The organism is Streptomyces sp. NPDC048392, from assembly GCF_043200575.1.
Classification (GTDB): Bacteria; Actinomycetota; Actinomycetes; order Streptomycetales; family Streptomycetaceae; genus Streptomyces.
This window is the reverse complement of the sequence record NZ_JBICYB010000060.1, coordinates 1-21,826: the sequence shown is the minus strand read 5'-3', so window position 1 is coordinate 21,826 and position 21,826 is coordinate 1. Positions and strand designations below refer to the sequence as shown.

The 21,826-nt window shown below is 68.6% G+C and carries 28 protein-coding genes and 1 pseudogene; 14 read left to right on the top strand and 15 right to left on the bottom strand.

The window, feature by feature from the left end; translation table 11 throughout:
- From ACGFYH_RS35475 to ACGFYH_RS35460, 4 genes and pseudogenes are all read left to right on the top strand, one after another.
- Positions 1-1,054: type ISP restriction/modification enzyme (locus ACGFYH_RS35475; protein WP_393807289.1), on the top strand; the 1,054-nt coding region annotated here is incomplete at its 5' end.
- Positions 1,036-1,214 (top strand): annotated as a pseudogene (locus tag ACGFYH_RS35470) (IS5/IS1182 family transposase); the annotation flags it as partial. The gene ACGFYH_RS35475 and the pseudogene ACGFYH_RS35470, both read left to right, overlap by 19 nt.
- 386 nt (positions 1,215-1,600) lie before the next feature.
- Positions 1,601-2,044: a hypothetical protein gene (locus ACGFYH_RS35465; RefSeq protein WP_393807288.1), complete on the top strand. Its 444-nt coding sequence runs from the start codon at positions 1,601-1,603 to the stop codon at positions 2,042-2,044.
- A gap of 94 nt (positions 2,045-2,138) precedes the next feature.
- Positions 2,139-2,270 carry a hypothetical protein gene (locus tag ACGFYH_RS35460; protein WP_393807287.1) on the top strand — a complete coding sequence of 44 codons (132 nt, stop codon included), beginning with the start codon at positions 2,139-2,141 and terminating at the stop codon, positions 2,268-2,270.
- Between the two features lie 293 nt (positions 2,271-2,563).
- On the opposite strand, the gene ACGFYH_RS35455 is transcribed toward ACGFYH_RS35460, so the two are convergent.
- The 6 genes from ACGFYH_RS35455 to ACGFYH_RS35430 all read right to left on the bottom strand — a co-directional run bounded on the left by ACGFYH_RS35455 (position 2,564) and on the right by ACGFYH_RS35430 (position 7,023).
- Positions 2,564-2,740 (bottom strand): hypothetical protein, encoded by a 177-nt coding sequence (locus ACGFYH_RS35455; RefSeq protein ID WP_393807286.1) that lies wholly within the window; start codon positions 2,738-2,740, stop codon positions 2,564-2,566.
- 30 nt (positions 2,741-2,770) lie between these two features.
- Positions 2,771-3,781, bottom strand: a complete 1,011-nt coding sequence (locus ACGFYH_RS35450; protein ID WP_393807285.1) for an NUDIX domain-containing protein — start codon at positions 3,779-3,781, stop codon at positions 2,771-2,773.
- 138 nt (positions 3,782-3,919) lie between these two features.
- Positions 3,920-4,684 (bottom strand): PIG-L family deacetylase, encoded by a 765-nt coding sequence (locus tag ACGFYH_RS35445; RefSeq protein WP_393807284.1) that lies wholly within the window; start codon positions 4,682-4,684, stop codon positions 3,920-3,922.
- A gap of 65 nt (positions 4,685-4,749) precedes the next feature.
- Positions 4,750-5,910: an NUDIX domain-containing protein gene (locus ACGFYH_RS35440; protein ID WP_393807283.1), complete on the bottom strand. Its 1,161-nt coding sequence runs from the start codon at positions 5,908-5,910 to the stop codon at positions 4,750-4,752.
- Between the two features lie 28 nt (positions 5,911-5,938).
- Entirely contained in the window at positions 5,939-6,529 is a 591-nt protein-coding gene (locus ACGFYH_RS35435; RefSeq protein ID WP_393807282.1) for a class I SAM-dependent methyltransferase, read from the bottom strand.
- Positions 6,529-7,023: a hypothetical protein gene (locus ACGFYH_RS35430; RefSeq protein ID WP_393807281.1), complete on the bottom strand. Its 495-nt coding sequence runs from the start codon at positions 7,021-7,023 to the stop codon at positions 6,529-6,531. Before ACGFYH_RS35430 ends, ACGFYH_RS35435 begins: the two co-directional genes overlap by 1 nt.
- A 171-nt stretch (positions 7,024-7,194) precedes the next feature.
- Between ACGFYH_RS35430 and ACGFYH_RS35425 the strand changes: the two genes are divergently transcribed.
- The gene (locus ACGFYH_RS35425; RefSeq protein ID WP_393807291.1) at positions 7,195-7,464 is read left to right on the top strand and encodes a MerR family DNA-binding protein; all 270 of its coding nucleotides are present in this window, start codon (positions 7,195-7,197) and stop codon (positions 7,462-7,464) included.
- 587 nt (positions 7,465-8,051) lie between these two features.
- On the opposite strand, the gene ACGFYH_RS35420 is transcribed toward ACGFYH_RS35425, so the two are convergent.
- Genes ACGFYH_RS35420 through arsD (ACGFYH_RS35405) form a run of 4 tightly spaced genes read right to left on the bottom strand, consistent with a single transcriptional unit; the run spans position 8,052 to position 12,052 of the window.
- A complete protein-coding gene (locus ACGFYH_RS35420) occupies positions 8,052-8,309 on the bottom strand; it encodes a DUF2180 family protein (protein ID WP_393807280.1) in 258 nt (85 codons plus the stop codon).
- A 33-nt stretch (positions 8,310-8,342) separates the two neighbouring features.
- The gene (locus ACGFYH_RS35415) at positions 8,343-9,821 is read right to left on the bottom strand and encodes an arsenic transporter (RefSeq protein ID WP_393807279.1); all 1,479 of its coding nucleotides are present in this window, start codon (positions 9,819-9,821) and stop codon (positions 8,343-8,345) included.
- A 49-nt stretch (positions 9,822-9,870) separates the two neighbouring features.
- On the bottom strand, positions 9,871-11,670 hold the full coding sequence (gene arsA, locus ACGFYH_RS35410; protein ID WP_393807278.1) for an arsenical pump-driving ATPase: 1,800 nt from the start codon (positions 11,668-11,670) through the stop codon (positions 9,871-9,873).
- Between the two features lies 1 nt (position 11,671).
- Positions 11,672-12,052, bottom strand: coding sequence for an arsenite efflux transporter metallochaperone ArsD (arsD, locus tag ACGFYH_RS35405; protein WP_393807277.1), 381 nt, complete (start codon positions 12,050-12,052; stop codon positions 11,672-11,674).
- A gap of 202 nt (positions 12,053-12,254) precedes the next feature.
- Between arsD (ACGFYH_RS35405) and ACGFYH_RS35400 the strand changes: the two genes are divergently transcribed.
- Complete coding sequence (locus ACGFYH_RS35400) at positions 12,255-12,590, top strand: ArsR/SmtB family transcription factor (RefSeq protein WP_393807276.1); 336 nt, start codon at positions 12,255-12,257, stop codon at positions 12,588-12,590.
- A gap of 882 nt (positions 12,591-13,472) precedes the next feature.
- Here ACGFYH_RS35400 and ACGFYH_RS35395 read toward each other — a convergent pair.
- Genes ACGFYH_RS35395 through ACGFYH_RS35380 form a run of 4 tightly spaced genes read right to left on the bottom strand, consistent with a single transcriptional unit; the run spans position 13,473 to position 16,181 of the window.
- Positions 13,473-14,576 carry an ArsO family NAD(P)H-dependent flavin-containing monooxygenase gene (locus ACGFYH_RS35395; RefSeq protein ID WP_393807290.1) on the bottom strand — a complete coding sequence of 368 codons (1,104 nt, stop codon included), beginning with the start codon at positions 14,574-14,576 and terminating at the stop codon, positions 13,473-13,475.
- Positions 14,525-14,752, bottom strand: a complete 228-nt coding sequence (locus ACGFYH_RS35390; RefSeq protein ID WP_393807275.1) for a DUF2180 family protein — start codon at positions 14,750-14,752, stop codon at positions 14,525-14,527. The genes ACGFYH_RS35395 and ACGFYH_RS35390 overlap by 52 nt, the downstream gene beginning before the upstream one ends.
- Complete coding sequence (arsB, locus tag ACGFYH_RS35385) at positions 14,752-15,876, bottom strand: ACR3 family arsenite efflux transporter (RefSeq protein WP_393807274.1); 1,125 nt, start codon at positions 15,874-15,876, stop codon at positions 14,752-14,754. Before arsB ends, ACGFYH_RS35390 begins: the two co-directional genes overlap by 1 nt.
- Positions 15,873-16,181: an ArsR/SmtB family transcription factor gene (locus tag ACGFYH_RS35380; RefSeq protein WP_393807273.1), complete on the bottom strand. Its 309-nt coding sequence runs from the start codon at positions 16,179-16,181 to the stop codon at positions 15,873-15,875. The genes arsB and ACGFYH_RS35380 overlap by 4 nt, the downstream gene beginning before the upstream one ends.
- 93 nt (positions 16,182-16,274) lie before the next feature.
- Here ACGFYH_RS35380 and ACGFYH_RS35375 point away from each other — a divergent pair, with 93 nt between their 5' ends.
- The 3 genes from ACGFYH_RS35375 to trxA are packed head-to-tail and all read left to right on the top strand — an operon-like array spanning position 16,275 to position 18,028.
- Positions 16,275-16,697, top strand: coding sequence for an arsenate reductase ArsC (locus tag ACGFYH_RS35375; RefSeq protein WP_393807272.1), 423 nt, complete (start codon positions 16,275-16,277; stop codon positions 16,695-16,697).
- Positions 16,694-17,677, top strand: coding sequence for a thioredoxin-disulfide reductase (trxB, locus tag ACGFYH_RS35370; RefSeq protein WP_393807271.1), 984 nt, complete (start codon positions 16,694-16,696; stop codon positions 17,675-17,677). Before ACGFYH_RS35375 ends, trxB begins: the two co-directional genes overlap by 4 nt.
- A gap of 24 nt (positions 17,678-17,701) precedes the next feature.
- Positions 17,702-18,028, top strand: coding sequence for a thioredoxin (trxA, locus tag ACGFYH_RS35365; RefSeq protein WP_393807270.1), 327 nt, complete (start codon positions 17,702-17,704; stop codon positions 18,026-18,028).
- Positions 18,029-18,129: 101 nt separating this feature from the next.
- On the opposite strand, the gene ACGFYH_RS35360 is transcribed toward trxA, so the two are convergent.
- Positions 18,130-18,537, bottom strand: a complete 408-nt coding sequence (locus tag ACGFYH_RS35360) for a heavy metal-responsive transcriptional regulator (RefSeq protein WP_393807269.1) — start codon at positions 18,535-18,537, stop codon at positions 18,130-18,132.
- 100 nt (positions 18,538-18,637) lie between these two features.
- Between ACGFYH_RS35360 and ACGFYH_RS35355 the strand changes: the two genes are divergently transcribed.
- The 5 genes from ACGFYH_RS35355 to ACGFYH_RS35335 all read left to right on the top strand — a co-directional run bounded on the left by ACGFYH_RS35355 (position 18,638) and on the right by ACGFYH_RS35335 (position 21,613).
- Positions 18,638-18,784: a hypothetical protein gene (locus tag ACGFYH_RS35355; protein WP_393807268.1), complete on the top strand. Its 147-nt coding sequence runs from the start codon at positions 18,638-18,640 to the stop codon at positions 18,782-18,784.
- Between the two features lie 228 nt (positions 18,785-19,012).
- Positions 19,013-19,387, top strand: a complete 375-nt coding sequence (gene arsD, locus ACGFYH_RS35350; RefSeq protein ID WP_393807267.1) for an arsenite efflux transporter metallochaperone ArsD — start codon at positions 19,013-19,015, stop codon at positions 19,385-19,387.
- 1 nt (position 19,388) lies between these two features.
- On the top strand, positions 19,389-20,108 hold the full coding sequence (locus ACGFYH_RS35345; protein ID WP_393807266.1) for a TRC40/GET3/ArsA family transport-energizing ATPase: 720 nt from the start codon (positions 19,389-19,391) through the stop codon (positions 20,106-20,108).
- 6 nt (positions 20,109-20,114) lie between these two features.
- Positions 20,115-21,191 carry an ArsA-related P-loop ATPase gene (locus ACGFYH_RS35340; protein WP_393807265.1) on the top strand — a complete coding sequence of 359 codons (1,077 nt, stop codon included), beginning with the start codon at positions 20,115-20,117 and terminating at the stop codon, positions 21,189-21,191.
- 23 nt (positions 21,192-21,214) lie between these two features.
- Positions 21,215-21,613, top strand: a complete 399-nt coding sequence (locus ACGFYH_RS35335) for a hypothetical protein (RefSeq protein ID WP_393807264.1) — start codon at positions 21,215-21,217, stop codon at positions 21,611-21,613.
- Positions 21,614-21,826 lie beyond the last annotated feature (213 nt).

The following is a 21,826-nucleotide window of genomic DNA, read 5'->3' as shown; positions in this document are numbered from 1 at the left end:
AAGGGCAGTCACTTCCTCGCCTTCCTCGGCCTGGCCGCAGCCCTCACCTGCTACAAGAAGCTCGCGAAACTCACCACGTGAGACAACCTCTAAGGGCACGGTGTATGCACACGAGAATGAGGGCGTTGTTGTCGCCAACTACAGGCCGTTCACCAAGCAATGGGTCTACTTCGACCCACGGATGAACAGCTACGTCAATCAGTTGCCTCGGATGTTCCCGACGCCGGAGCACGAGAACCTCGGCTTCTACGTTGTCGGGGATGGGTCAGCGGTGCCCTTCTCGGTCGTGATACTCGACTGCCTGCCTGACCTTCACGTCACTGGAGCGGGTAGCGGAGGTAAGTTCTTCGCCCGCTACACCTACCGCGAACGCAGTGCCGGCGGCGACCTCTTCGCCGCCGCTGAGGAGGACGCTGACGGCGGTTACGAACGCGTAGACAACATCACCGACGCCACCCTCCGCGACTACCGCAAGACGTACGCCGACGAGGCGATCACCAAGGACGACATCTTCTACTACACCTACGGCCTCCTGCACTCCCCGTCCTACCGGACCCAGTTCGCCGCCGACCTGAAGAAGTCACTCCCCCGTATCCCCAAGGTTCGCGACTTCCGGGGCTTCGCCGACGCCGGTCAGGCGCTCGCCGATCTCCACATCGGGTACGAGAGCCAGGAGCCGTACAACGGGATCGTCGAGCAGACCAGCGGAAGCACCGACACTCCGCCCTCGGAGCTGTTCCGGGTGACGAAGATGAAGATCCTGAAAAAGGGTGGCGAAGCGGACCGGTCCACGATCATCTACAACGGCCGTGTCACGCTCTCCAACATCCCGGAGGAGGCGTACCGGTATCAGCTCGGTGCGCGTTCCGCGATCGAGTGGATCATCGATCGGTATCAGGTGAAGGTCGACAAGGCGAGCGGAATCGTGAACGATCCCAACGACTGGTCGGACGGCCCCCGTTACATCGTTGATCTCCTCCGCCGAATCGTGACCCTCAGTCTGGAGACGATGAAGATTGTGGACAGTCTTCCCGAGCTCGACATCATGGAGTAGTCGCACGCCTCAGTCGGCCGTGCAACGCGCTCGCCGTCACTCTGGCCGACGGAAACCGTCATGACGTCACTCACCTCATGCCTCTGCTGGACGCTATACCCCCTGCATCCGCGGCCTCCGGGGCCGGCCACGCCTCCGGCCCCGGCGGCTGTTCGCCGAAGTTCACGGTGGCGCCCGCGGTGTACAGCATGACGGTGCGCGCATCCGGCACCCGACGATCCCGCAGAAGGCTGCGGCTCGCGGGTGCCGAAGCACCGGTAGCCGGTCGCGTGCTCAATCACCGGCGGCCAGTACGCCCCGCTCAGTTGCGTCGGGAACGTTGAAGAATCTGTACTGCGCATGCTCTGGACAACGCCCGCTCACCCACAACGTCATGTGTCGTGTCGCTACCGATTTGGGTGCGAGCAGGCTGCTCACGCCCCGCCCGCAGGGCTCGTCCCGAAGCCTTCCGGTAGGTCGTCCGCGTTCAATATTTCTAGAGTTGCAGCAGTTCAGGGGATTGCGGCACTCTCCTCGTGCAGGCGAGACGAGAGAGATGGAGACGGCATGTTCCGACGCAACCGTGCGGACCGAGAATTCCGTGACGCCCAGCGGGCCGGCCAGGCAGTGCTGGCGATGCACACCGAGCTGCCGCTGCCGGACTGCCCCGGCCCCCACGCAGCGCCGGCGCCTGCCGCGCCGGAGTCCACGGTGGTGCCCGATTTCCTGCCAGCGGACTTCCGGGCGCCGTCCCGCCAGGACGTCTCGGAGTTCATGATGCGCTGGGACCTGCCGCTCGTCATCGACGGCGAAGTCCACCAGTGCCACTGCGGCGCGTACCGGAACTGGATCGTCTTCAACATGCGTGACGACTCGGTGTGGCTGCGCTGCGAGGCCGGCCACGAGGCCAAGGAGTCCCGTCTGGACACCGCCTGGTACAACCGCAACTCCGGTCCGGTCGACCACTTCCACCCCACCCTCGGCGAGGGCCTGCGCCACCTCGGCCACTGAAGTCGCGAAACCCCTTCCCCCACCCCTGCGTTCGTCGGCACCCGGAGGGCCGCCCTGGTCAGACCGTCCATCTCGCAGCACAAGGGGTTTTCGCATGCGCCGTTCCACCACGACCACCATCGTCCTGAGCGCCCTCACCGTCCTCGCCCTGACGGGCTGCTCCCCGCAGTACCGAGCCCGCCGACACCTCGGCCGCGTCCTCCGCACCCGCGCACCGGGACGGTAACAGCGCCACCGCGTCCGCGCCGCTCTCGTCGGCCAAGCTGAACGAGCGGCTGCTGAACGAGAGCGACCTGGGCGAGGGCTACACCCGCGAGCCCCAGGCCGCTGACCAGCACGACGACGTCACCGTCATCGGCTGCCCGGAGCTGGAGAAGCTCGGCAGCGACGTGGCCACCGGAGCCACCCTCGACTTCGCGCGCAAGGCGAAGGCGTCCTTCACCTACGTCGGCAGCACCAACTCACTGGCGCCCTCGCGTATTAGGAAGTCGCGTATTCCTTGGTTCTGACAGCTCGTGGTCACCGTGAGTGGTCACCGGGGGCATAGTGGCGCCAGGTTCCTCCGGCCTCTTCGGCGAGGCGGGTGGTGTGGTCGTCGTTGTAGCCGAGCATCCGGGCGATCACCGGGGCGGGCGCAGGGTGCCGCTCGGTCTCAGGCTGGGCGGAGGGCTGGTCGGGCGTGAGTGCGGCGTTCATCAGCTTCTCGGTTCGTTTCGTGTGGGGGAGTTACCAGGAGACCGGGTCGGCGAGTTCGGTGACGGGCTGGTGAGCGGCTTTGGGGATGCCGAGGAGGACGCGGGCCTGGTGCGCAGCCGTGAGCTGCTCCGCCGCTGCGGATGGTCCCCAGTCGAAGAGCTCCAGGGCCTGCTCGGGGGTGGCCAGGATGCGGACGTAGGTTTGGCCGGTAGCCGGATCGACGTGGGCCTCGTCAAGGCGCGTGAGTGCGGCGGCGTAGCGGACCCGCGCACAGGGGACGTCGGGGTCCGACAGGTACCCGAGGTATCGAGCACCGGCGAGCTCCGCTGCAGCCTCCTCGCGGGCTTCACGGACGGCGGTGGCCACGGGGTCACCGCCGTCTTCAGGTTCTGGTTTGCCCCCGGGCAGGACGGCTCCGCCGGTGTCGGGTCCGAGGAGGACGAGGACCCGCCCGTCCGGTGCGAAGGCCCAGACCCAGGACTGGCGGACCGGGAGGCGGGCGGGGACGGGAGTGGGGTGGAATGACAGGTGGTGGCGGGCCCGGGCGGTGCGCAGAACGCCGACTCGGTCGAGGACGGTGGGGGCGATCGGGAGTCCGTCCTCCAGTAAGACGGGTCCGGCGCCGTTGATGCGGGCGCGGAGTGCGGACAGTGCGCGACGGGCGTCATCCGGAGCCATCAGAGCGGGAAGGTCAGCGGGTTCGACGAACTCGATGCCGTCGATCTCGCCTGGGGCGGGCCGGATCGCCGCGATCTGGCCGTCGTCCCAGACACCGCCGTCGAAGACGTGCAGGAGCTCGCCGGGGAACTTCAGGGCCGGGGGCGTTTTCCGGCCGGTGGGGGAGACCCAGTCGACGGCCAGCCCGCGGGTGATGGCCATCGTGACGCCAATCTCCTCTTTCAGCTCGCGGCCCGCACCCTTGGCGGGGGGTTCGCTCTTGTCGACGGCGCCGCCGGGAAGCAGGCGAGTGGGCCGGTAGCTGCGCGCTGAACCAGGACCTGACCGCGCCGGTTGGTGATCAACACGGAAGTGCCAGCCCACAGGGCATGCGACGCGCGCAGCGTCCCGTACGCCTCATCGCTCATCGCCACGCTGGGACGGTCGTCCGGGGCGGAAGTCGTGGTCATCTCTCTCCGATCAGCAGGGACTTACTCGTGGGCGGTGAAGGTGTGGTGGGGGTCAGGTAGCCAGCTGGGCCGGGCCGCCTTTCGTAGGGCCGGGAGTGAGGCGGGTGAAGTGTTCGGTCTGGATGATCTGGATGCGGTCTGCTTCGGAAAGGCGGGCGAGGATGCCGGGCAGGGACCGCTCACGGGCGACCTCGCCCTGGTGCGCGAGGATCGCCCGCAGCTTCGCATCGACCCAGGGGGTGACGTCGACGCTGGTAGTCACGTACGAGTCCGGGACCGCGAGGACGGTCTTGTCCACCCCTTCGAGCAGAGGACCGAGCGGCCCGACACCGGACTCGGGGTGCGTGGCGGCGTACAGCGCGGCCGGCTGCCAGGGCGGGCCGACTTCGGGATGCAGGTGGGCGAGTCCGGCGGCTTCGGCGGCGAGCAGGGTGATCTGGTGGGTGCGTACGTGGTCGGGGTGCCCCGTCAGCTGCCCGTACGCGTCGTGGGTGACGACGATGTCCGGCCGAAGCTCGCGAATGTGTCCCACGAGCACGTCGACCACGTCATCGAGGGGGGCGTCGCAAAGGCGGGGCATGCCGGGAGCGGACTGGGGGATCCGGGCGTCGGCGTAGCCGAGCATCCGGGGCTTCCCGGCCCCCAGCAGCGCGAGCGCGTCCGCGAGTTCGGCGGCTCGGTGGGTGTCGGGGGCCCAGGTGGCCGTAACCACGGCGGTCGCGGCGCCTGCGGCGGCGTGCTGCGCGAGGACGCCGCCGGCCAGGAGCGATTCGTCGTCCGGGTGTGCGAAGACGCCCAGGAGGGACGGGCGGGACACATCTGTAGGGGGGCGGGGTCACGGTGGTGCCTTCCTGTCGAACGAGGTGGGGCGTGGGCGCCGGGCTAGGCACGGCCGGGAGAGTGGTAGGCCTGGAAGTGGGCGGGCGGGTGGTCGAGCGGCAGATTCAGGTTCCAGGCGGTCAGGCACTGGGCGCTCGGTACGAACAGCGGTCCGGGCAGCGCGTCCGGGGGCCAGAAACGCCAGGAGCCGATAACCTCCTCGCGCTGCTCCGGGACGCCGGACCACTGCGTGACGACGACGGGAACTGTCACCCGGACGATGCCGCCCACCCGGTCCAGGAGCGTGCCCAGCACCTGTACATCGCCGGGGTCCGCCACGAGGCCGGCCTGCTCACGGAGCTCCCGGACAGCCGCCTGGGCGAAGCTCTCGCCCGGCTCGACGGTTCCGCCAGCGAGCTCCCACGTACGGCGCCGTTGCCGCCCGAGCAGAACTCCGTCCGGGCCGCGCACGATCACGCCTACTCCCACCACTGCGTGCGGTGGTGGCGGTGCGCTGGTACGGGGGCGGCTCGGTACGCGCTGCGGGCGGCGGGCGGCGTACAGCCGGTAGGAAACGTGGTTGTCCGGCTGGTCGGAGTCGATCGCGGTGACCGCCTCCATGGTGAGGCCGTGCTGGACCAGGAGGTCCTCCCACAACTGCGCGGTCAGGACCCACATGTCGACGGGGTGGTCGTCGGTGGTGCCGGGCAGCCGCAGGATCTCGGACCGCGGGGCGACCTCGTTCGACGGCCCGGTGCCGCCCGAGTTGGTGTGCAGCGCGGAGAAGATCAGTCGGCCGCCCGGCTTGAGGCCGTTGGCCAGGACGGGCAGCAGCCCGTCGGGGTCCAGGTAGGGCACGGAGCAGACGGAGTAGATCAGGTCGTACGGGTCGGCGTCGCACAGGTGGGCCACGGCGTCGTCGCACACCAGGCGCAGGCCCGAGGTGTCGGGGTAGCGGGTGGCGGCGCGCTGGTGCTGGGCGGGGGAGGCGTCGACGGCAGTGACGTCGGCGCCCAGGGCGGCGAGGTAGGCGGCGTGCCGGCCGAGGCCGCTGCCGAGGTCGAGCACGCGGAGCCCGACTACGTCGCCGAAGACCTCGATGCCGGGGCCGGTGCCGGGGATGCCCCAGTCCCACCGATCCAGCCCAGGCAGGTCCAGCCGCCTGGCGAGTTGGTGGTTTCCGTAGGTGTTCCAGGTCTCCACGGTGTCCTGCTCAGTGGTCACCGGTCCTCCATCAGATCGCGGGGCGGGGTCAGGGGCGCAGGGCATAGCAGCGCAGGACATCGAGGTCGGCGGTGTGGACGGCGGACCAGCCCGCGGTGAGGAGTTCGGCCTGGGCCGGGGTGATGCTGAGGTCCTGCAAGGGGTCGGTGGCGGGGCGGCGGCCGGCGATCTCGGTGACGACCCAGAAGATCCCGCCCGGGGCGAGGAGGCGGCGGACTCGGTCGAGGAAGGTTGGCTTGTCATCGATCCACCGGTAGACGAGTCGGCAGGTGATGACCGCGTACGCCGGCTCCGGCAGGGTCCCGAGGTCGTCGGTGGTGATGTCCATGCACTGCCAGAGCGGCACGCGCCCGGGACCGGGGGCCTTGGCGGCGGCGAGCGCGATGGCGCTGGGGGAGCAGTCGATGCCGGTTGTGCGGTAGCCGAGCTGGGCGAGGCGCCGGGCAAGAGCGCCGTCACCGCAGCCGATGTCGAGGGCCGGGCGGGCGCGGCCAGGGCCGAGGTGGTCCCCCAGCAGCTGGTTCTCGGTGTCTTCGAGCTGCCGGTAGCGGCAGCCGGCGGCCCAGAGGGGTTCCCAGTAGGCCGCGGCTGCCGTGGACGCGGTGGCGGTGGTGTTCATCAGGCTCCTTCGCGGGCGGGCGGCACGGCCGCGCGGGCGGGGATCTCCCGCAGCGCGCGGATGGGGGAGGCGAGCAGGAGGACGACGGGGACGACCTGGAGGAGCGCGCCGATGGCAAGGGTGGCCCGGACGTCGAGGAGGAGGACCAGGCCGCTGGCTGTGGCGGCGGCGAGTGGGCGGGCCCCGGCGGTGAGCGTGGTGCTGGCGGACTGCATCCGGCCCTGGAAGTTGGGGTCGCATACGGCCTGGCGCACGGATCGTTGACTGGTCCCGGACGCCGTCGCCCAGAACAGCTGCCCGGCCAGCGTGGCGGCCAGGACGATCTGCCACCGCGGGCCGGGCCCGGCGCACAGCAGGGGCACTTGGGCGAGCGGGCTGACCGCGAACCCCACGATGATCGTGGGACCGATGCCGATCCGGGCGGCGATCCTCGGCGCGAGCAGCGCACCGGCCACACCACCGGCACCGCCGACGCCCATAATCACGCCGAGCACCGTCGGGGACGCTCCGAGCCGGTCCAGCCGCTTTGTTTCCGCAGAGACCGTGTCCCCCACAGGTCGTGTCCCTTTACGAGCCGGCTGTAGCTCTGGCGGGTATCGCACGAGGGCAGCTCATCGTGTCGCTTACCGAACTGGATCTAGTGGTGAAGGTCATACGGTAGCCCCATAGGTGTTCAGTGCGGGGGCCACTGCCAAACACTCGCGGCGCCGGCTCCGCCTCGGACGGCGGGCGGCTACCGCGAGTACCCGCCGCAGGCCGCGGTGCGGCTGGCGTTCATCCGCGACGCCCAGGGCGCGGGCTTGAGCCTTGCTGACATCCCGTCCGTCCTGGACGTCCGCGACAGCGGCGAGGCCCCGTGCGCTCATGTCACCGCGCTGATCGAGCAGCGACTCGCAGACATCGAGCGGCGCATGGCCGAACTGCGCCAGACCTGACGAGCAGTCCCGCCGAAAGAAATTGGCGCGACGAGTCCTCGTCAATTCCATGTGTCCAGCTCTTCTGCTCCTCTGCGTGGTGGTGCCGTGGCAGCCGTCGAAGGGGTGGGACAGCCACCCGGACGAGCCGCCCCCATCGGGAAGAGGAAGACTGTGCCTCGTTCACCGGCGCGATGTAGGTCGCTTCGGTGAGATTGACGAACTGTGGTGGGCAACTCTCATTTCTTCGCTGATTTCCCAACCACCCAAATTCCTCGAAGCACCCCACAGTTCTCGAATCCCTGGGGTGGTTGTTCGCTTCCGACACATCAAGGGTTGACGGCCCGAATGCCTGTAGGAAGTAGCTGAATGCCATTCAGACGCCGCACGGGTTGAGGATCAACAGGGTGGCCACTACGGTATCGCTGACGATCACGGCGGCAACAGAGCGGAGCTGCTCGTAGCCGGTCCGGGCGAGGAGCCATGAAGGCCATCACCCCGCCGCCGACCGCGGCCTCGGTCCGGTCGTCGGGTGCAGCCGAAACACGCTTGACCTGTCGCACGACGTCCTGCGTCCGGGGCGCCGTGCGACGGACGGCTGAAGGCGCTCAGCGCCGTTCGGGTGTGGCGGGGACGCTCCGTGCTGGTGCCGGACGATGCGGGGCTTGCGGCTGGCGGATGCCCTCGCTGCACATGGCGCACAGGATGCGCCGTGTCTGGCCTCTGGCCGGGCCGACGAGACCGGAGGGGTGCCCGGGGAGGTAGACGGGGTGGGCATGCTGTTCGCAGAGGGCGGCGCCGCAGTTCTGACAGATGGCTGCCGCCGGGGTGGGCTGGCCGGATCGTGTGCAGTCGAAGCAGTGCACGGTCGTGTCCTTTCGCTGGGTGGGATCGGGAGGTCAGGTGCCGAGAATGGTGAGCCATCCGGCGAGTGCGACCAGAGTCACAAGGAGGACGGGGACGGTGAGGACGATGCCGGTACGGAAGTAGCGGCCCCAGCCGATGTGCATGCCCTTACGGTCGAGTACGTGCAGCCACAGCAGGGTGGCGAGGCTGCCGATCGGAGTGATCTTCGGGCCGAGATCGGAGCCGATGACGTTGGCGTACACCATGGCCTCGTGGGTGAGGCCATGGGCGCCAACAGCGCTGATCGCCAGGGCCGCGATGAGCACGGTGGGCATGTTGTTCATGAGTGAGGCGACGATAGCGACGACGACGCCGGTGCCGACCGCGGCGGTCAGCACGCCGTGGTCGCCGAAGACGGCGAACAGGCGGGCCAGTTCGTCGGTGAGCCCCTGGTTGCGCAGGCCATAGACGACGAGGTACATGCCGATGCTGAACAGCACGATCTGCCATGGTGCCTCTTTGATGACCTTTCCGACCTGGATACGCCGGAATGCTCGCCCGCTGCTCACACCTGCGTCGTGTGCTGCCGCGTCGGTGGCGTCGGCGGTGTTGCGCTCATCGCCGATCGGGTACCGCAATGGCGCGGTGTCGGGTCCTGTTCCTGCCATGGCGGGAGCAAGGCCGGCATCTGTGCGGGTGAAGAGGACAGCAGGTTTGCGGGCGGCGACGACGATCAGCAGGAGGGCACCGACTCCGGCGACGGCGGAAAGAGGTACGCCCACGGGATCGGCGAGGAAGTAGCCGACCAGCAGCAGTGCCAGTACCGCCCAGCCGGCACGAAAGGTCAAAGGGTCGCTGATCGCCGTAGCGGGGCGGCGCAGCGCGGTGACCTCGTACCGCCGGGGGATTGCTCGGCGGAAGTAGAGCATCAGGACGGCGAGACTGGCCAGGACGGAGACCAGCCCGACGGGCACCATGACGGCGGCGTAGCGGGAGAAGCCGATGCCGAAGTAGTCAGCGGTGACGATGTTGACCAAGTTGGACACGATGAGAGGAAGGCTGGCGGTGTCCGCGATGAATCCGGTGGCCATGACGAACGCCAGTGCGGCCTTCGCCGGGAACTGCAGCGCCAGCATGATCTGCATGACGATGGGTGTGAGGATCAGTGCCGCACCGTCGTTGGCGAACAGTGCCGCGATCACGGCGCCGAGGAGCACGATGAGCACGAACAAGGCGCGCCCTCGGCCCCGCCCCCACCGGGCGACGTGCAAGGCGGCCCATTCGAAGAACCCACTCTCGTCCAGCAGCAACGAGATGATGATGATCGCGACGAAGGTGAGGGTCGCGTTCCAGACGATGTCCACCACAGTGGGCACGTCGGAGAAGTGAACGACGGTAGTGGCCAACGCAACGACTGCGCCGCCTAGGGCACTCCAGCCGATACCCAGGCCCTTGGGCTGCCAGATCACCAGCGTCAGGGTGGCAACGAAAATCAGGATGGCGGCAGGCAACACGGCGTTTTCGCTCTCCATCGACGGTTGGGTTCCACGGGCTGAGCCGGAGACCAGCCCACAGGAGGATTCACCCGCTACGGGCCACCAACTGGGCCAACTGTTCCGGGCCTTCGGGCGCGGACGAGGTCCACGGCAGGACGGCGGTGCGCTGTGCGTGCTCCCTGGTGACCTCGGCGACAAAGCGCTGTTCGGCACTTGCTTTGGCAAGGAGCAACGGGTCCACGGGGCCGGCGGCGGCCAGGCTCTGGTTGACCACCCAGGCGAATGGCTTGATCCCGGCTCGGGACAGGTCGGCTTGTAGCGCTGCGGCCTCGTGGACGGGTGTCGCCTCCGGAAGCGTGACCAGCAGCGTTCGGGTGTAGTCAGGATCAGTCAGCCGGTTCAGCAGTTCCAGGGCCTCGGCAGGGGGCGTCTGCCCTGTCTGCTGGGCGATCTGCCGCTGGTATCCGCGGGAGGCGTCGAGCAGGAGCAGTGTGTGGCCGGTAGGTGCGGTGTCCAGGACGACGAACCGGTCGGTGGCCTCGGCGACGGTTCGAGCGAAGGCGTAGAAGACCGCGATCTCTTCCGTACAGGGCGAGTCCAGATCCTCGGCCATCAGGGCGAGGGCGTCCTCGTCCAGCGCGGCACCGGCCTGCGCCAGAACCGATGCGGTGTAGGCCGCGGTCTCCGCCGCGGGGTCGATCCGGGTGACCCGCAGGTTGTCACTTCCGGCTCCGGCCACGGAGTTCACGTGTGCTGCGGGGTCGGTGGTGGTCAGGGTGACCGCGTGGCCCCGGCGCGCGAGGTCGAGAGCGATCGCGGCGGCGACGGTGGTCTTGCCGACACCGCCCTTGCCCATGGTCATCACCAGCCCTCGCCCGCTCTCGGCGACGTCGTCCACCAGGGTCGCGAGGCCACCTCCCCCTTCCGTAACAGGGGCAGCGGAGACGGCTGTGACCGGCTCTGCCGCCGACTGCGGATCGAGCATGCCGCGCAGAGCCGGAACCCCGATGGGAGGTACCGGCAGCAGTGGTACGCGGTCCACCTCACCGATGTCGGCCAGACTCGCCGGCAGGCCGTCCAGAGCGTCCTGGGCGCGACGCTCCCAGGCGGCGGCCACCGGGTCGTCCGAGCGAGTAGCGCTGAAGACCCCGTTGACGATGAGCCGCTGTCCGCTGATGCCCAGCGCCCGCAGCTCCTCGGCCGTTCGGCCGGCTTCGGCCAACGGACCCGCGTCCGGGCGGGTGACCAGGGCGACGGTCGTCCGGTTCGGGTCTGCGAGAGCCGCCATGGCCTGGGCGTAACGCGTTTGCTGTGCTCCCAACTCAGACAGTGGTCCGATACAGGAAGCTCCGCCCGGGTTGGTGACCAGGAAATTCGACCACGCACCGGGCAGGCTGAGCAGCCGCAGGGTGTGTCCAGTCGGCGCGGTGTCGAAGACGATGTGCTCGAAGCGAGAGGTGACTTGCGTGTCTGTCAGGAGGGCAACGAATTCGTTGAACGCCGCGATTTCCACTGTGCAGGCGCCGGAGAGCTGCTCTTCGATCTGGCTGATCGCCGAGGCGGGCAGCGTGCCGCGGTAGGGGCCCAGGACCTTCTCCCGGTACTGCTCCGCCGCGGCGGCGGGGTCGATGTTCATCGCGTGCAGACCGGCAGCACCTGGAACGGCCACGGGTGCCTGTCCCGCCTCCACGCCGAGGACCTCGGAAAGGTTGGACGCCGGGTCGGTGCTGACCAGGAGCACCTGGCGTCCCGCGTCGGCCAGCCCGATCGCGGTGGCCGACGCCGTCGAGGTCTTGCCAACGCCACCTTTGCCAGTGAAGAACAGGAACGGCGTCGCGGCGGCACGCAGCCTCCCGAGGACATCGACGGGCGGTTGGGCCGTCATGTCAGCATCCCTCCGGGCCGCAGCCACAGCCGCTGTCCATGTCGTCGGCCTGAGCGAGCGGCAGGCTGGGGCGCTCGGTGCGCACACCGGTCCATTCGGCAAGCTCTACTCGGGTGGGATACCGCCCGGAGCACCGCAGGGTGCCGTCGACCAGCACGACAGGCAGCGCGTCCTCACCCTTGTCCTGAAGGAGCGTTTTGACCTGGGCGTCCTCCGTGAACCTGCCAGGTTCTGTGGACAGCGAAAACCGCTGCACCTCCACTCCGGAGATGACCAGCCATGCCACATCGGCGGCGAACTGGGTCAGCGACGGATCGACGGACGGCCCGCACACTCCGGTGGAACAGCACATCGCCGGGTCGTACACCTGGATTGCGGACATTTCTGACTCCTTTCCACGGCAGGCCGCAGGTCAGCGACTCACTCAGCTTCGACGTTACATCAGCCTACCCTGATACATCAAAGGATGCTGATACATGGGCGAGTCTCCGGAGTACACCCGACCTTTACGGCAGGCAACTGCACAGGCAGAACGCAAGGAGAGACGCTTGACCCCCAAGGTGGGCACATGGTGATATCGAAGCATGCTGATGTCAGCCGATGCGCCAGTCGTGGGCCTTCCCCTCGCTGAGGCGACCGTGAAGCTCTTCGGCGATCCTCTGCGGGCCCGGATCGTGCAGTTGCTAGCCAGTGAGCAGATGTGCACGTGCCATCTGATGGAGGAGACCGGAGCACGCCAGTCCACGATCAGCCACCACCTGCGGATCCTGCGGGAAGCCGGGTTCGTCGCAGCCGATGCCCACGGCCGGTTCACTTACTATCGACTGCGCCCTGAAGTCTTCAGCACGCTCACAGTCGGCATCGCCGAACTGGCCGCGCAGGTCCACCATGCACAGTCGGTCCGACGTCCCTGCCCGTGACCAGCGGCAGGAGCCCGCAGCAGCCACACCGAGGGAGCCTCGTGAGGCATGTTCGGCGATCGGCGACACCGGCACCAGCTTCGGACCAGGAGCAGACCAGCTGAGCACCCTGCGTCCCAGCCCATTCTGGCCGTAGCCGACTTCTTCGTTCACCGCGTGCCCTGCCGCCGCCTCCGGTGACGTGAGGGACTGGCGCAAGCCGGTCCAGCGCACGCGCAGGGAACTGGCGGCCGTCAGCCGCAACCCCCGGTGGTGCGGGGCCTGTCGGTCTGTCAGTCACCTTCTGGCCTCGGAGGAAGGCGGGAGGCATACCGACCGTGTGGGGGGGGGGCTGCCGACTCGGCGATTCGGATGACGACGGTGGTCGCGTGTCCGCTCCTGGGCTGACATCGACTGTGCGAGGCAGGGAAAGACGCTGAGCTCGGGCTCGACCGCCCAGGAGAACCCGCGACAGCTTTCCCCGCGTGGACGACCTGGTGCTGGATGCCGGGACGGTCGCCCAGATCTTCGATTCGCAGGTCATCACCACGTGGAAGTATCTCGCGGACGCCGCCCCGGAGGTCTGGTAGCACCCTACGGAGAAGGCGTGGCAGGGCAAGGGCGGTGAGTCGGCTCCGGCTCCACCACTGTGGCGGCGGGTACTTCGCGCTTTCCTTCGCCGTCGCCCGCCACCTTGAGACCGCCCGTATCAACACCGGCGCCTCAGAACCCGTGGCGGCAACCGCAGTGATGGCGTCGGCGGGCATCGCCGCCGCCACGTGGTCGGCAAGGGCAAGGACCTCACCCTGAAGTCCGACTACCGGACCTCTGCCGACGGCAGTCCGTGGTTGTCGACGTGCGACAGGTCGTCGGCATGTTGAGCTGACGATGCCTGCCTCTTCCTCAGGCGTCGAGAAGGTCGGCGATCTCGCGGGCGGCGTCGCGGGCCGGCCGTCCGACGCCGATGAGAGTGGCGGAGGCGGGGCCAGTCCAGTCGCCGTAGCCGAGGAGGTGCAGGCGTGGCTCGTCCGCGGCCCGCGTGCCCACCGTGGTGATGTGCCCGCGCCGGCCGCGCAGGCCCAGGGGCGCCAGGTGTGTGAGAGCCGGCCGGAAGCCGGTGCACCAGATGACCGCGTCGGCCGACGCCCGCGTGCCGTCGGCCCAGCGGACGCCATCACGGTCGAGGCGTTCGAACATGGGCGATGCCTTGAGCCGCCCGGAATCGCGAGCCTCGCGCACCGGCGGTACAGCGACGATGTCACCCAGCGACGCGACACCTCCCGTGTCATCGCGGCCGGCGTCGAGGGCACGGCGTCGGGCGGTGGCCGCGTCGAACAGGGCGCGGCCGTCGATGTCGTCGGCCAGGAAGCGCGGCGGGCGCTGAGTCGTCCACGTGACGTCGACGTCACCGTCCAGGGCAAGGTCGGCGGCGATCTGCGCGCCGGAGTTCCCGCCGCCGACCACGATCACGCGCTGCCCGGCGAAGTCGGCCGGACGGCGGTAGTTCACCGTGTGCAGCTGCCGGCCGGCGAAGACACCGCGGCCGGGAAGGGCGGGAACGAAGGGACGCGACCAGGTGCCGGCCGCGCTGATGACCGCCTTCGCCCGCCAGGCGCCGGAATCCGCCTCGACCAGGAGCCGGTCGCCGTCGCGGTGTACGGCTTCCGCCCGGGTTCCGTGCTGGACAGGAAGGTCGTAGCGCTTCTCATAGTCGGCGAGGTAGTCCACGACGTGCGCGGCGTCAGGGTAGGTGTGACCGGACTGGATGGGCATGAGGCGGCCCGGCAGGGAGGAGTGGTCGGCCGGGGAGAACAGACGCAGGGAAGCCCACATGTGCTGCCAGGCCCCGCCCGGGCCGGCTTCGGCATCCAGGATGACGAAGTCCAGGCCCTGGCGGCGCAGGTGATAGCCGACGGCGAGCCCTGCCTGGCCCCCGCCGACCACGACGACGTCCGTCACGGAGCCGGAGTCGGGGCTGCCGCGGTGGGCGCCTCGGTTGCCGCGCAGAGAGGGCACAGCACCGTGCGGGCCTCGGCCTCGGCAGGCGTGCCGATCAGAGGACCCCGGCGCACGCTATGGGTCGCGATCCGGGCGTGTTCGGCGCATACGCCGGCGCCGCAGCGCTGGCAGACACCGACGCACGGGCTGTTGCTTCCTGTGGTCCGGCAGTCGAGGCAGTGCATCAGATGTCCCTTCCCGGCGTGGTGAGGGCAGCGGGCGCGAACTTCTTGCGCCAGGCGAGCGCGACGTACACGAGTCCGATCAGCACTGGTACTTCGATGAGCGGCCCGACGACGCCGGAGAGTGCCTGGCCGGAGGTGACGCCGAAGGTGGCGATGGCGACTGCGATGGCCAGTTCGAAGTTGTTGCCCGCGGCGGTGAAGGCGAGCGTGCTGGTGCGGTCGTAGGCGAGACCGAGGGCCTTTCCGAGGAGGAAGGTCCCGAAGAACATGATCGCGAAGTAGACCAGCAGCGGCAGCGCGATACGGACGACGTCCAGCGGCTGCGAGGTGATCGTCTTCCCCTGCAGGGCGAAGAGGATGACGATGGTGAACAGCAGTCCGTACAGGGCCCAGGGGCCGATCTTCGGCAGGAAGCGCTGCTCGTAGGACTGGCGGCCCATCTTCCTTTCGCCGATGCGGCGGGTCAGGAACCCGGCGAGCAACGGGATGCCGAGGAAGACGATGACGTTGAGGGCGATGTGCCAGACGGGTACGTCCAGGCCCTGGCCGTCCCCGAGGCCGAGCCACTGCGGCAGCAGGTCGAGGTAGAACCAGCCCAGGACGCCGAACGCGATGACCTGGAAGACGGAGTTGAGCGCTACGAGGACGGCGGCGGCTTCCCGGTCACCACACGCCAGGTCGTTCCAGATGATGACCATGGCGATGCAGCGAGCGAGGCCGACGATGATCAGTCCGGTGCGGTACTCGGGCAGGTCGGGCAGGAAGATCCAGGCCAGCGCGAACATGACCGCCGGGCCGACGATCCAGTTGATGACCAGCGAGGAAACCATCAGCTTTTTGTCGCCGGTGACGGTGTCGAGCCGGTCGTAGCGGACCTTGGCGAGTACCGGGTACATCATGACCAGAAGGCCGAGCGCGATCGGCAGGGAGATCCCACCGACCTCGATCTTCGCGAGCGCGTCGTTCATGCCCGGAATGAGACGTCCCAGGCCGAGGCCGACGGCCATGGCGAGAAGGATCCACACCGCGAGGTAGCGGTCAAGGGTGGAGAGCTTTTTGACGATCGAGTCGCCACCGTCGGCTCCCGGCGTGGCGGGGGCGGCAGTGCGTTCGGTGGAGGTCACGGGCAGGCCCTCTTGTTCTCGGCGGCGGTACGGGCGGAGTCGGCGAGCGCGGCGAACTGCTCGGAGAGGCCGGCCAGGACCTCGGGGCGCAGCTTGTAGTAGGTGTAGCGGCCGCAGGGCTCGGTCTCCACGATCCCGGCCTCGCGCAGCACCTTCATGTGGTTGGAGAGGTTGGTCTGCTTGGCTCCGGTCTCCTCGACCAGGTGCGTCGTGCAGAGCGTCTCGCCGGCCAGCAGGGTCACGATTTTCAGGCGGAGTGGGTCGCCCAGCACCCGGATCACGTCAGGTTCGACTGAAGTCAGCATGCACTGATACTCTCACATCAATGCCTGCTGATACCAGCGGGGGCTGAAGTCATTGGCGGCTGGTCCGTCATGCGACGAGAGAGAACGATCACCATGGCCGAGTCTTCCGGCAAGCCGTCCGTCCTGTTCGTCTGCGTCCACAACGCCGGCCGCTCCCAGATGGCCGCTGCGTGGCTGACCCACCTGGCCGGTGACCGCGTAGAGGTCCGCTCTGCCGGCTCCAACCCCGGCGACGCCGTGAACCCGGCGGCGGTCGAGGCGATGGCCGAGGTCGGCATCGACATCTCCGCCGAGACGCCGAAGGTCCTGACCGTGGACGCGGTCAAGGAGCCGGACGTGTGCATCACGATGGGCTGCGGCGACACCTGCCCGGTCTTCCCCGGCAAGCGCTACCTGGATTGGAAGCTGGAGGACCCGGCCGGCCAGGGCGTCGAGGCTGTCCGCCCCATCCGGGACGAGATCAAGAAGCTCGTCGAGGGTCTGATCGCCGAGATCGCGCCGGAGAAGACCGCATGAGCGAGATACGCGACGTCATCGTCATCGGCTCCGGCCCGGCCGGGTACACCGCCGCCCTCTACGCAGCCCGCGCGCAGCTCAAGCCGCTCGTCTTCGGCGGGGCCGTCTTCGTCGGCGGTTCCCTGACCACCACGACCGAGGTCGAGAACTTTCCCGGCTTCCCCGAGGGTATCGACGGCCCGGTCCTGATGGAGAACATGCGGGCTCAGGCCGAGCGGTTCGGCGCCGAGATCGTCGAGGACGACATCATCTCCGTCGACCTGTTCGGGCGTATCAAGGAAGTCACGGACTCCGCCGGCACCGTCCACCGGGCCCGCGCCGTGATCGTGGCCACCGGCTCCGGCTATCGCAAGCTGGGCCTGCCGAACGAAGAAGAACTGTCCGGACGAGGCGTGTCCTGGTGCGCCACCTGCGACGGATTCTTCTTCCGCGACCGCGACATCGTCGTGGTCGGCGGCGGCGACACCGCCATGGAGGAGGCCACCTTCCTCACGCGCTTCGCCCGCTCGGTCACCGTCGTCCATCGGCGCTCGGCCCTGCGGGCCTCCCAGGTGATGCAGAACCGGGCCTTTTCCGACGACAAGATCTCCTTCGCCTTCGACAGCGAGATCGCCGAGATCAAGGAAATGGACGGCATGCTCTCCGGTGTCGTCCTACGCGACAACTTCACCGGCGACACGCGCGACCTGGACGTGACCGGGCTGTTCATCGCCATCGGCCACGACCCGCGCACCGAGATATTCGCCGGCCAGCTCGACCTCGACAGCGAGGGCTACCTCAAGGTCGCCGCCCCTTCAACGAAAACAAGCATTCCTGGCGTGTTCGGCGCGGGTGACGTGGTCGACCACATCTACCGACAGGCCATCACCGCCGCCGGCTCCGGCTGCGCCGCCGCTCTGGACGCCGAGCGCTACCTCGCCGCCCAGGGGCACAGTGAGCAGGCCGAACCGGACAAGACGCCCGCCGCTGTCACCGCCTGACCCTCTGGTCGAAAGGAGGCCGCAATGGCCCTCATGAACACCACGGACGCCACTTTCGAGCAGGACGTCCTGAACAGCGACAAGCCCGTCCTCGTCGACTTCTGGGCCGCATGGTGCGGCCCCTGCCGACAGCTGGCTCCCTCCCTGGAGGCGATCGCGGCCGAACACGGAGACAAGATCAAGATCGTCAAGCTCAACATCGACGAGAACCCGGACACCGCCGCCAAGTACGGCGTGATGTCCATTCCGACGATGAACGTCTACGTCGGCGGCGAAGTCGCCCAGACCATCGTCGGCGCCAAGCCGAAGGCGGCGCTGGAACGCGAACTTGGTAGTCACCTCGACGCGTGACGCTTGCAGCCAGCTGCCGGCCGGCCGGTTCAGCGGCCCAGACGTACTACCGTGACTGGACGCCTCGCTGGTGCTCCGGTGGAACGAGTTCCCGCCCCGGCTCAGGCGTCCTCGATGATCGAACAGACGGTGGAGACGTCTCCGCAGGGTCGGCCCTCGGCGGCTCTGCGGGTGTCGGCGAGGGCCTGACGCAGGGCGAGAAGGTCGTTGACGGCGGTGTCGATCTCTGTGATGCGTGCGTCCAGGAGGTCGCGGACGGCGTCGCAGGGCGGCGTCCCGCCGTGGCGGATGTCGAGGACTTCGCGGATGTCGTCCAGGTGGAGTCCGAGGGCTCTGGCCTGGCGGATGAAGATCAGCAGTTCGACGTCGTCAGAGGTGTAGAGCCGGTAGCCGGACATGCTGCGCTCGGCCCGGGCCACCAGCCCCTTGGCCTCATAGACGCGGACGGCCTTGCGTGTGAGCCCCGCGGCCCGGGCCGCTTGCCCGATGGTCAGTCCCTGCATCGCCATGATCGTTCCTCCTTCGCCGTCCAGTGTTGACCTTGCCCCTGGAGCCGGGTTCTAGCGTCGCTCGTGACGGATTCCAACGCGAGAATTGGAGGTGAGAGCGATGCCGTTCCGTGAGGGAGAGGTCTACCGCTGCCCCGACGAGAACTGCGGGTGCGAGCTGACGGTGACCAAGAGCGCCGCCGCCAGCTGCGGTGGTCAGCAGAGCCCGACCTGTTGCTGCGGCAAGACGATGATCAAGGCGTCGTAAGAGGCCCCTCGTTCCTGGGCCGCCCGCCTCGGGCGGCCCAGCCCCGTCCACGCCAGGCTGCAGGGACGAAGGGCCGGTCCGGCTTGACGACTGCACTCGTTGCTGCTGGATGAAGCCAGGTGAAGAAATAGATCACATCAGCCGAGATTGATACATCAGTTTTGGGTGATGTAACGTCGAAGCAGTTCGACCAAGCTCCTTTGGAGCAATCGAGAGAGGGAGTCGCAGATGTCTGCTGTCGAGGTGTATGACCCGGCGATGTGCTGTTCCACCGGTGTGTGCGGGCCGTCGGTCGACCCTGCCCTGACCCAGTTCGCCGCCGATGTCGCGTGGCTCGGCAGTGCGGGGGTCAAGGTGGAACGGTTCGGGCTGTCCACCGATCCGGGCCGGTTCGTCGAGGATTCCCAGGTAAAGGCGCTCCTGCAGGAGAAGGGCGAAGAGGCGCTGCCGACGGTGCTGGTCGACGGGGCGGTTCGCTGCTCCGGCCGCTATCCCACGCGTGTGGAGCTGGCCGAGTGGACCGGCGTACGTACCGAGCGGCCCGGCCTGCCGATGGCCGGGGAAGCTGACGGCGGCTGTGGCTGCGGCCCGGAGGGATGCTGACGTGACGGCCGCCGCACCTTCCACAGAGGTCCTCGGCGGCCTGCGAGCTGCCGCGACCCGATATCTCTTCTTCACTGGCAAGGGCGGTGTCGGTAAGACGTCGACGGCCTCGGCGTCCGCTGTCGCCCTGGCCGACGGCGGCCGGAGGGTGCTGCTGGTGAGCACGGACCCTGCTTCCAATCTCAACGAGGTGCTGGGGGTGACCGCCGCCGGTACGCCGGTGGCAGTTCCCGAAGCCCCGGGGCTGTACGCGATGAACATCGACCCGGCCGCCGCGGCAGCGCAGTACCGGGAGAAGGTGATCGGTCCGTACCGTGACGCGCTGCCCGCCTCGGCCGTGGGGCAGATCGAGGAGCAGCTCTCCGGGGCGTGCACCGTTGAGATCGCCGCCTTCAACGAGTTCGTCGCGCTGCTGACCGACCCCGCGATCACCGCCCGCTTCGACCATGTCGTCTTCGACACCGCACCCACCGGGCATACGCTTCGCCTGCTCAGCCTTCCGGCCGCATGGGCGGACTTCCTCGTCACCAATCCCGGCGGCGCTTCCTGTATCGGTCCGCTCGCCGAGCTGGGCGCACAGCAGCAGCGATACGCGCAGGCGATGGAGGTGCTCGCCGATCCCGAGCAGACCACCGTCGCCCTGGTCACGCGCCCGGACGCCGGACCCCTGGCCGAAGCCGGCCGGACCGCCGCAGAGCTGCGGACACTGGGCATCGAATAGCTGCGCATGATCGTCAACGGACTGTTCACGGCCACTCGCCCGGACGATCCGCTGGCGCGCGCCTGGCAGCACCGTGGCCAGGACGCGTTGAAGCATCTGCCGGTGGGCCTGGCCGACATCACTGAGGTGGACCGTGTGCCGCTGGTGGCCGTTCCGCCGCTCGGCGTCCCCGCACTGCGCGCCTTGCTCGCGCCGCAGCCGGTGGCCGAGCCGCCTTCCGGATCCGCTCCCACGGGACAGGTCGGTGTCGCATTGGGGCTCGCTCCGCTGGTGGACGAGATCGCCGAGAGCGAGCGGGGCCTGGTGATGACGTTGGGCCAGGGCGGGGTGGGGAAGACCACTGTCGCCGCCGCGATCGCCGTCGAGCTGGCTCGGCGGGGCCACAAGGTCACGCTCACCACGACCGATCCCGCTGCCCACGTGGACGCCGTGGCCGGATCCGGCAGTGAGAACCTGGAGGTCAGCCGGATCGACGCCACCGCCGAGACCGCTGCCTACACCGCCTCGGTGCTCGCCCGGGCCGGCGCCGGACTGAACGAGGACGCCCGCCAACTGATGGCGGAGGACCTGGACTCGCCCTGCACGGAGGAGATCGCGGTCTTCTACGCCTTCGCTCGCACCGTGGCTGCCGCGGCCGACCGGTTCGTCGTCCTTGACACCGCCCCCACGGGCCACACGCTTCTGCTGCTGGACGCCTCACGCAGTTATCAGCGGCAGCTGTCCCAGCAGAGCGGGCAGAAGCCGCCCGCAAATGCCGTGGAACTGCTGAACCGACTGACCGATCCCGGGTACTCCCGGATGCTGCTGGTGACCGTGCCGGAGGCCACTCCCGTGCATGAGGCCGCAGCACTGCAGGACGACCTGACCCGGGCGGGCATCAAGCCGTTCGCCTGGGTGGTCAACCAGAGCCTGGCCGCCGCAGCACCCCTGGACCCGCTGCTTGTGGCCAAGGCACGTGCCGAAAGCCGGTACCTGGCCGAGGTCACCACCCGGCACGCCGAGCGCAGCGCCGTCCTGCCCTGGACCGCCGCCCCGCCCGTCGGCGCGGAACAACTGACCGCACTGGCCGCCGGCAGCCGCTAGCCCACCGCCTGTGGGCCTGCCCGGTGCAGGCCCACGCGCCGGCCGTCCCTGCGTACTGGAAGACTCTGGGCGCCATAACGCTGGCCACCGATCTTCCTCGCCACGCTCACGCTGGTGCTCTGGCCGCTTCGGGTCTGGGTATCGGCTGGAGCACCCAGAGCGGTGGTTCGCTGCTGCTCGACGCATGCGGGTTCTTCGAATGGCCGATCGCCACGCAGATCACGCTGGCCCCCAACGGCAGCCTTCGCCTTGATCATGCCCGGATTCGTGGCGGACTCGGCCAGGCTGCCATTGGTCGTGACGCACCTGGTAAACGTCGTCACCGCCGACGCTTCGGGACCGGCTTGGCCCGGTACGCGGCCGTCATGTTGCCCGTGAGCCTCGTCGCTGTCCTGGCCGGCGTCACGGTCCTGATGCTCTGACCGTCCCCGTTTCATCACGCTGGCCGCCATCGCCGGGTGGCTGACTGCCCTCGGCGCCTATCCGCTATAGCGCCAGTACATAGGTAGCCACCGATGTAGTACGTGCTGCGGCAAGAGAGGGACTGCTGCACGGACAGGTGACACCTGACCTGGCTTGCTGAGAGGCGGCCTGGAAGGATGTTGCAGTGCCCAAGCCGTATCCGAAGGAGTTCC

Bases quoted from the DNA above. Each gene is read 5' to 3' on its own strand.
- ACGFYH_RS35465 (WP_393807288.1), top strand. From the start codon at position 1,601: ATGTTCCGACGCAACCGTGCGGACCGAGAATTCCGTGACGCCCAGCGG.
- ACGFYH_RS35460 (WP_393807287.1), top strand. From the start codon at position 2,139: ATGCGCCGTTCCACCACGACCACCATCGTCCTGAGCGCCCTCACCGTC.
- ACGFYH_RS35455 (WP_393807286.1), bottom strand. From the start codon at position 2,740: ATGAACGCCGCACTCACGCCCGACCAGCCCTCCGCCCAGCCTGAGACC.
- ACGFYH_RS35435 (WP_393807282.1), bottom strand. From the start codon at position 6,529: ATGAACACCACCGCCACCGCGTCCACGGCAGCCGCGGCCTACTGGGAA.
- ACGFYH_RS35415 (WP_393807279.1), bottom strand. From the start codon at position 9,821: ATGGAGAGCGAAAACGCCGTGTTGCCTGCCGCCATCCTGATTTTCGTT.
- arsA (WP_393807278.1), bottom strand. From the start codon at position 11,670: ATGACGGCCCAACCGCCCGTCGATGTCCTCGGGAGGCTGCGTGCCGCC.
- arsD (WP_393807277.1), bottom strand. From the start codon at position 12,052: ATGTCCGCAATCCAGGTGTACGACCCGGCGATGTGCTGTTCCACCGGA.
- ACGFYH_RS35400 (WP_393807276.1), top strand. From the start codon at position 12,255: ATGCTGATGTCAGCCGATGCGCCAGTCGTGGGCCTTCCCCTCGCTGAG.
- ACGFYH_RS35390 (WP_393807275.1), bottom strand. From the start codon at position 14,752: ATGCACTGCCTCGACTGCCGGACCACAGGAAGCAACAGCCCGTGCGTC.
- ACGFYH_RS35380 (WP_393807273.1), bottom strand. From the start codon at position 16,181: ATGCTGACTTCAGTCGAACCTGACGTGATCCGGGTGCTGGGCGACCCA.
- ACGFYH_RS35375 (WP_393807272.1), top strand. From the start codon at position 16,275: ATGGCCGAGTCTTCCGGCAAGCCGTCCGTCCTGTTCGTCTGCGTCCAC.
- trxB (WP_393807271.1), top strand. From the start codon at position 16,694: ATGAGCGAGATACGCGACGTCATCGTCATCGGCTCCGGCCCGGCCGGG.
- trxA (WP_393807270.1), top strand. From the start codon at position 17,702: ATGGCCCTCATGAACACCACGGACGCCACTTTCGAGCAGGACGTCCTG.
- ACGFYH_RS35360 (WP_393807269.1), bottom strand. From the start codon at position 18,537: ATGGCGATGCAGGGACTGACCATCGGGCAAGCGGCCCGGGCCGCGGGG.
- ACGFYH_RS35355 (WP_393807268.1), top strand. From the start codon at position 18,638: ATGCCGTTCCGTGAGGGAGAGGTCTACCGCTGCCCCGACGAGAACTGC.
- arsD (WP_393807267.1), top strand. From the start codon at position 19,013: ATGTCTGCTGTCGAGGTGTATGACCCGGCGATGTGCTGTTCCACCGGT.
- ACGFYH_RS35340 (WP_393807265.1), top strand. From the start codon at position 20,115: ATGATCGTCAACGGACTGTTCACGGCCACTCGCCCGGACGATCCGCTG.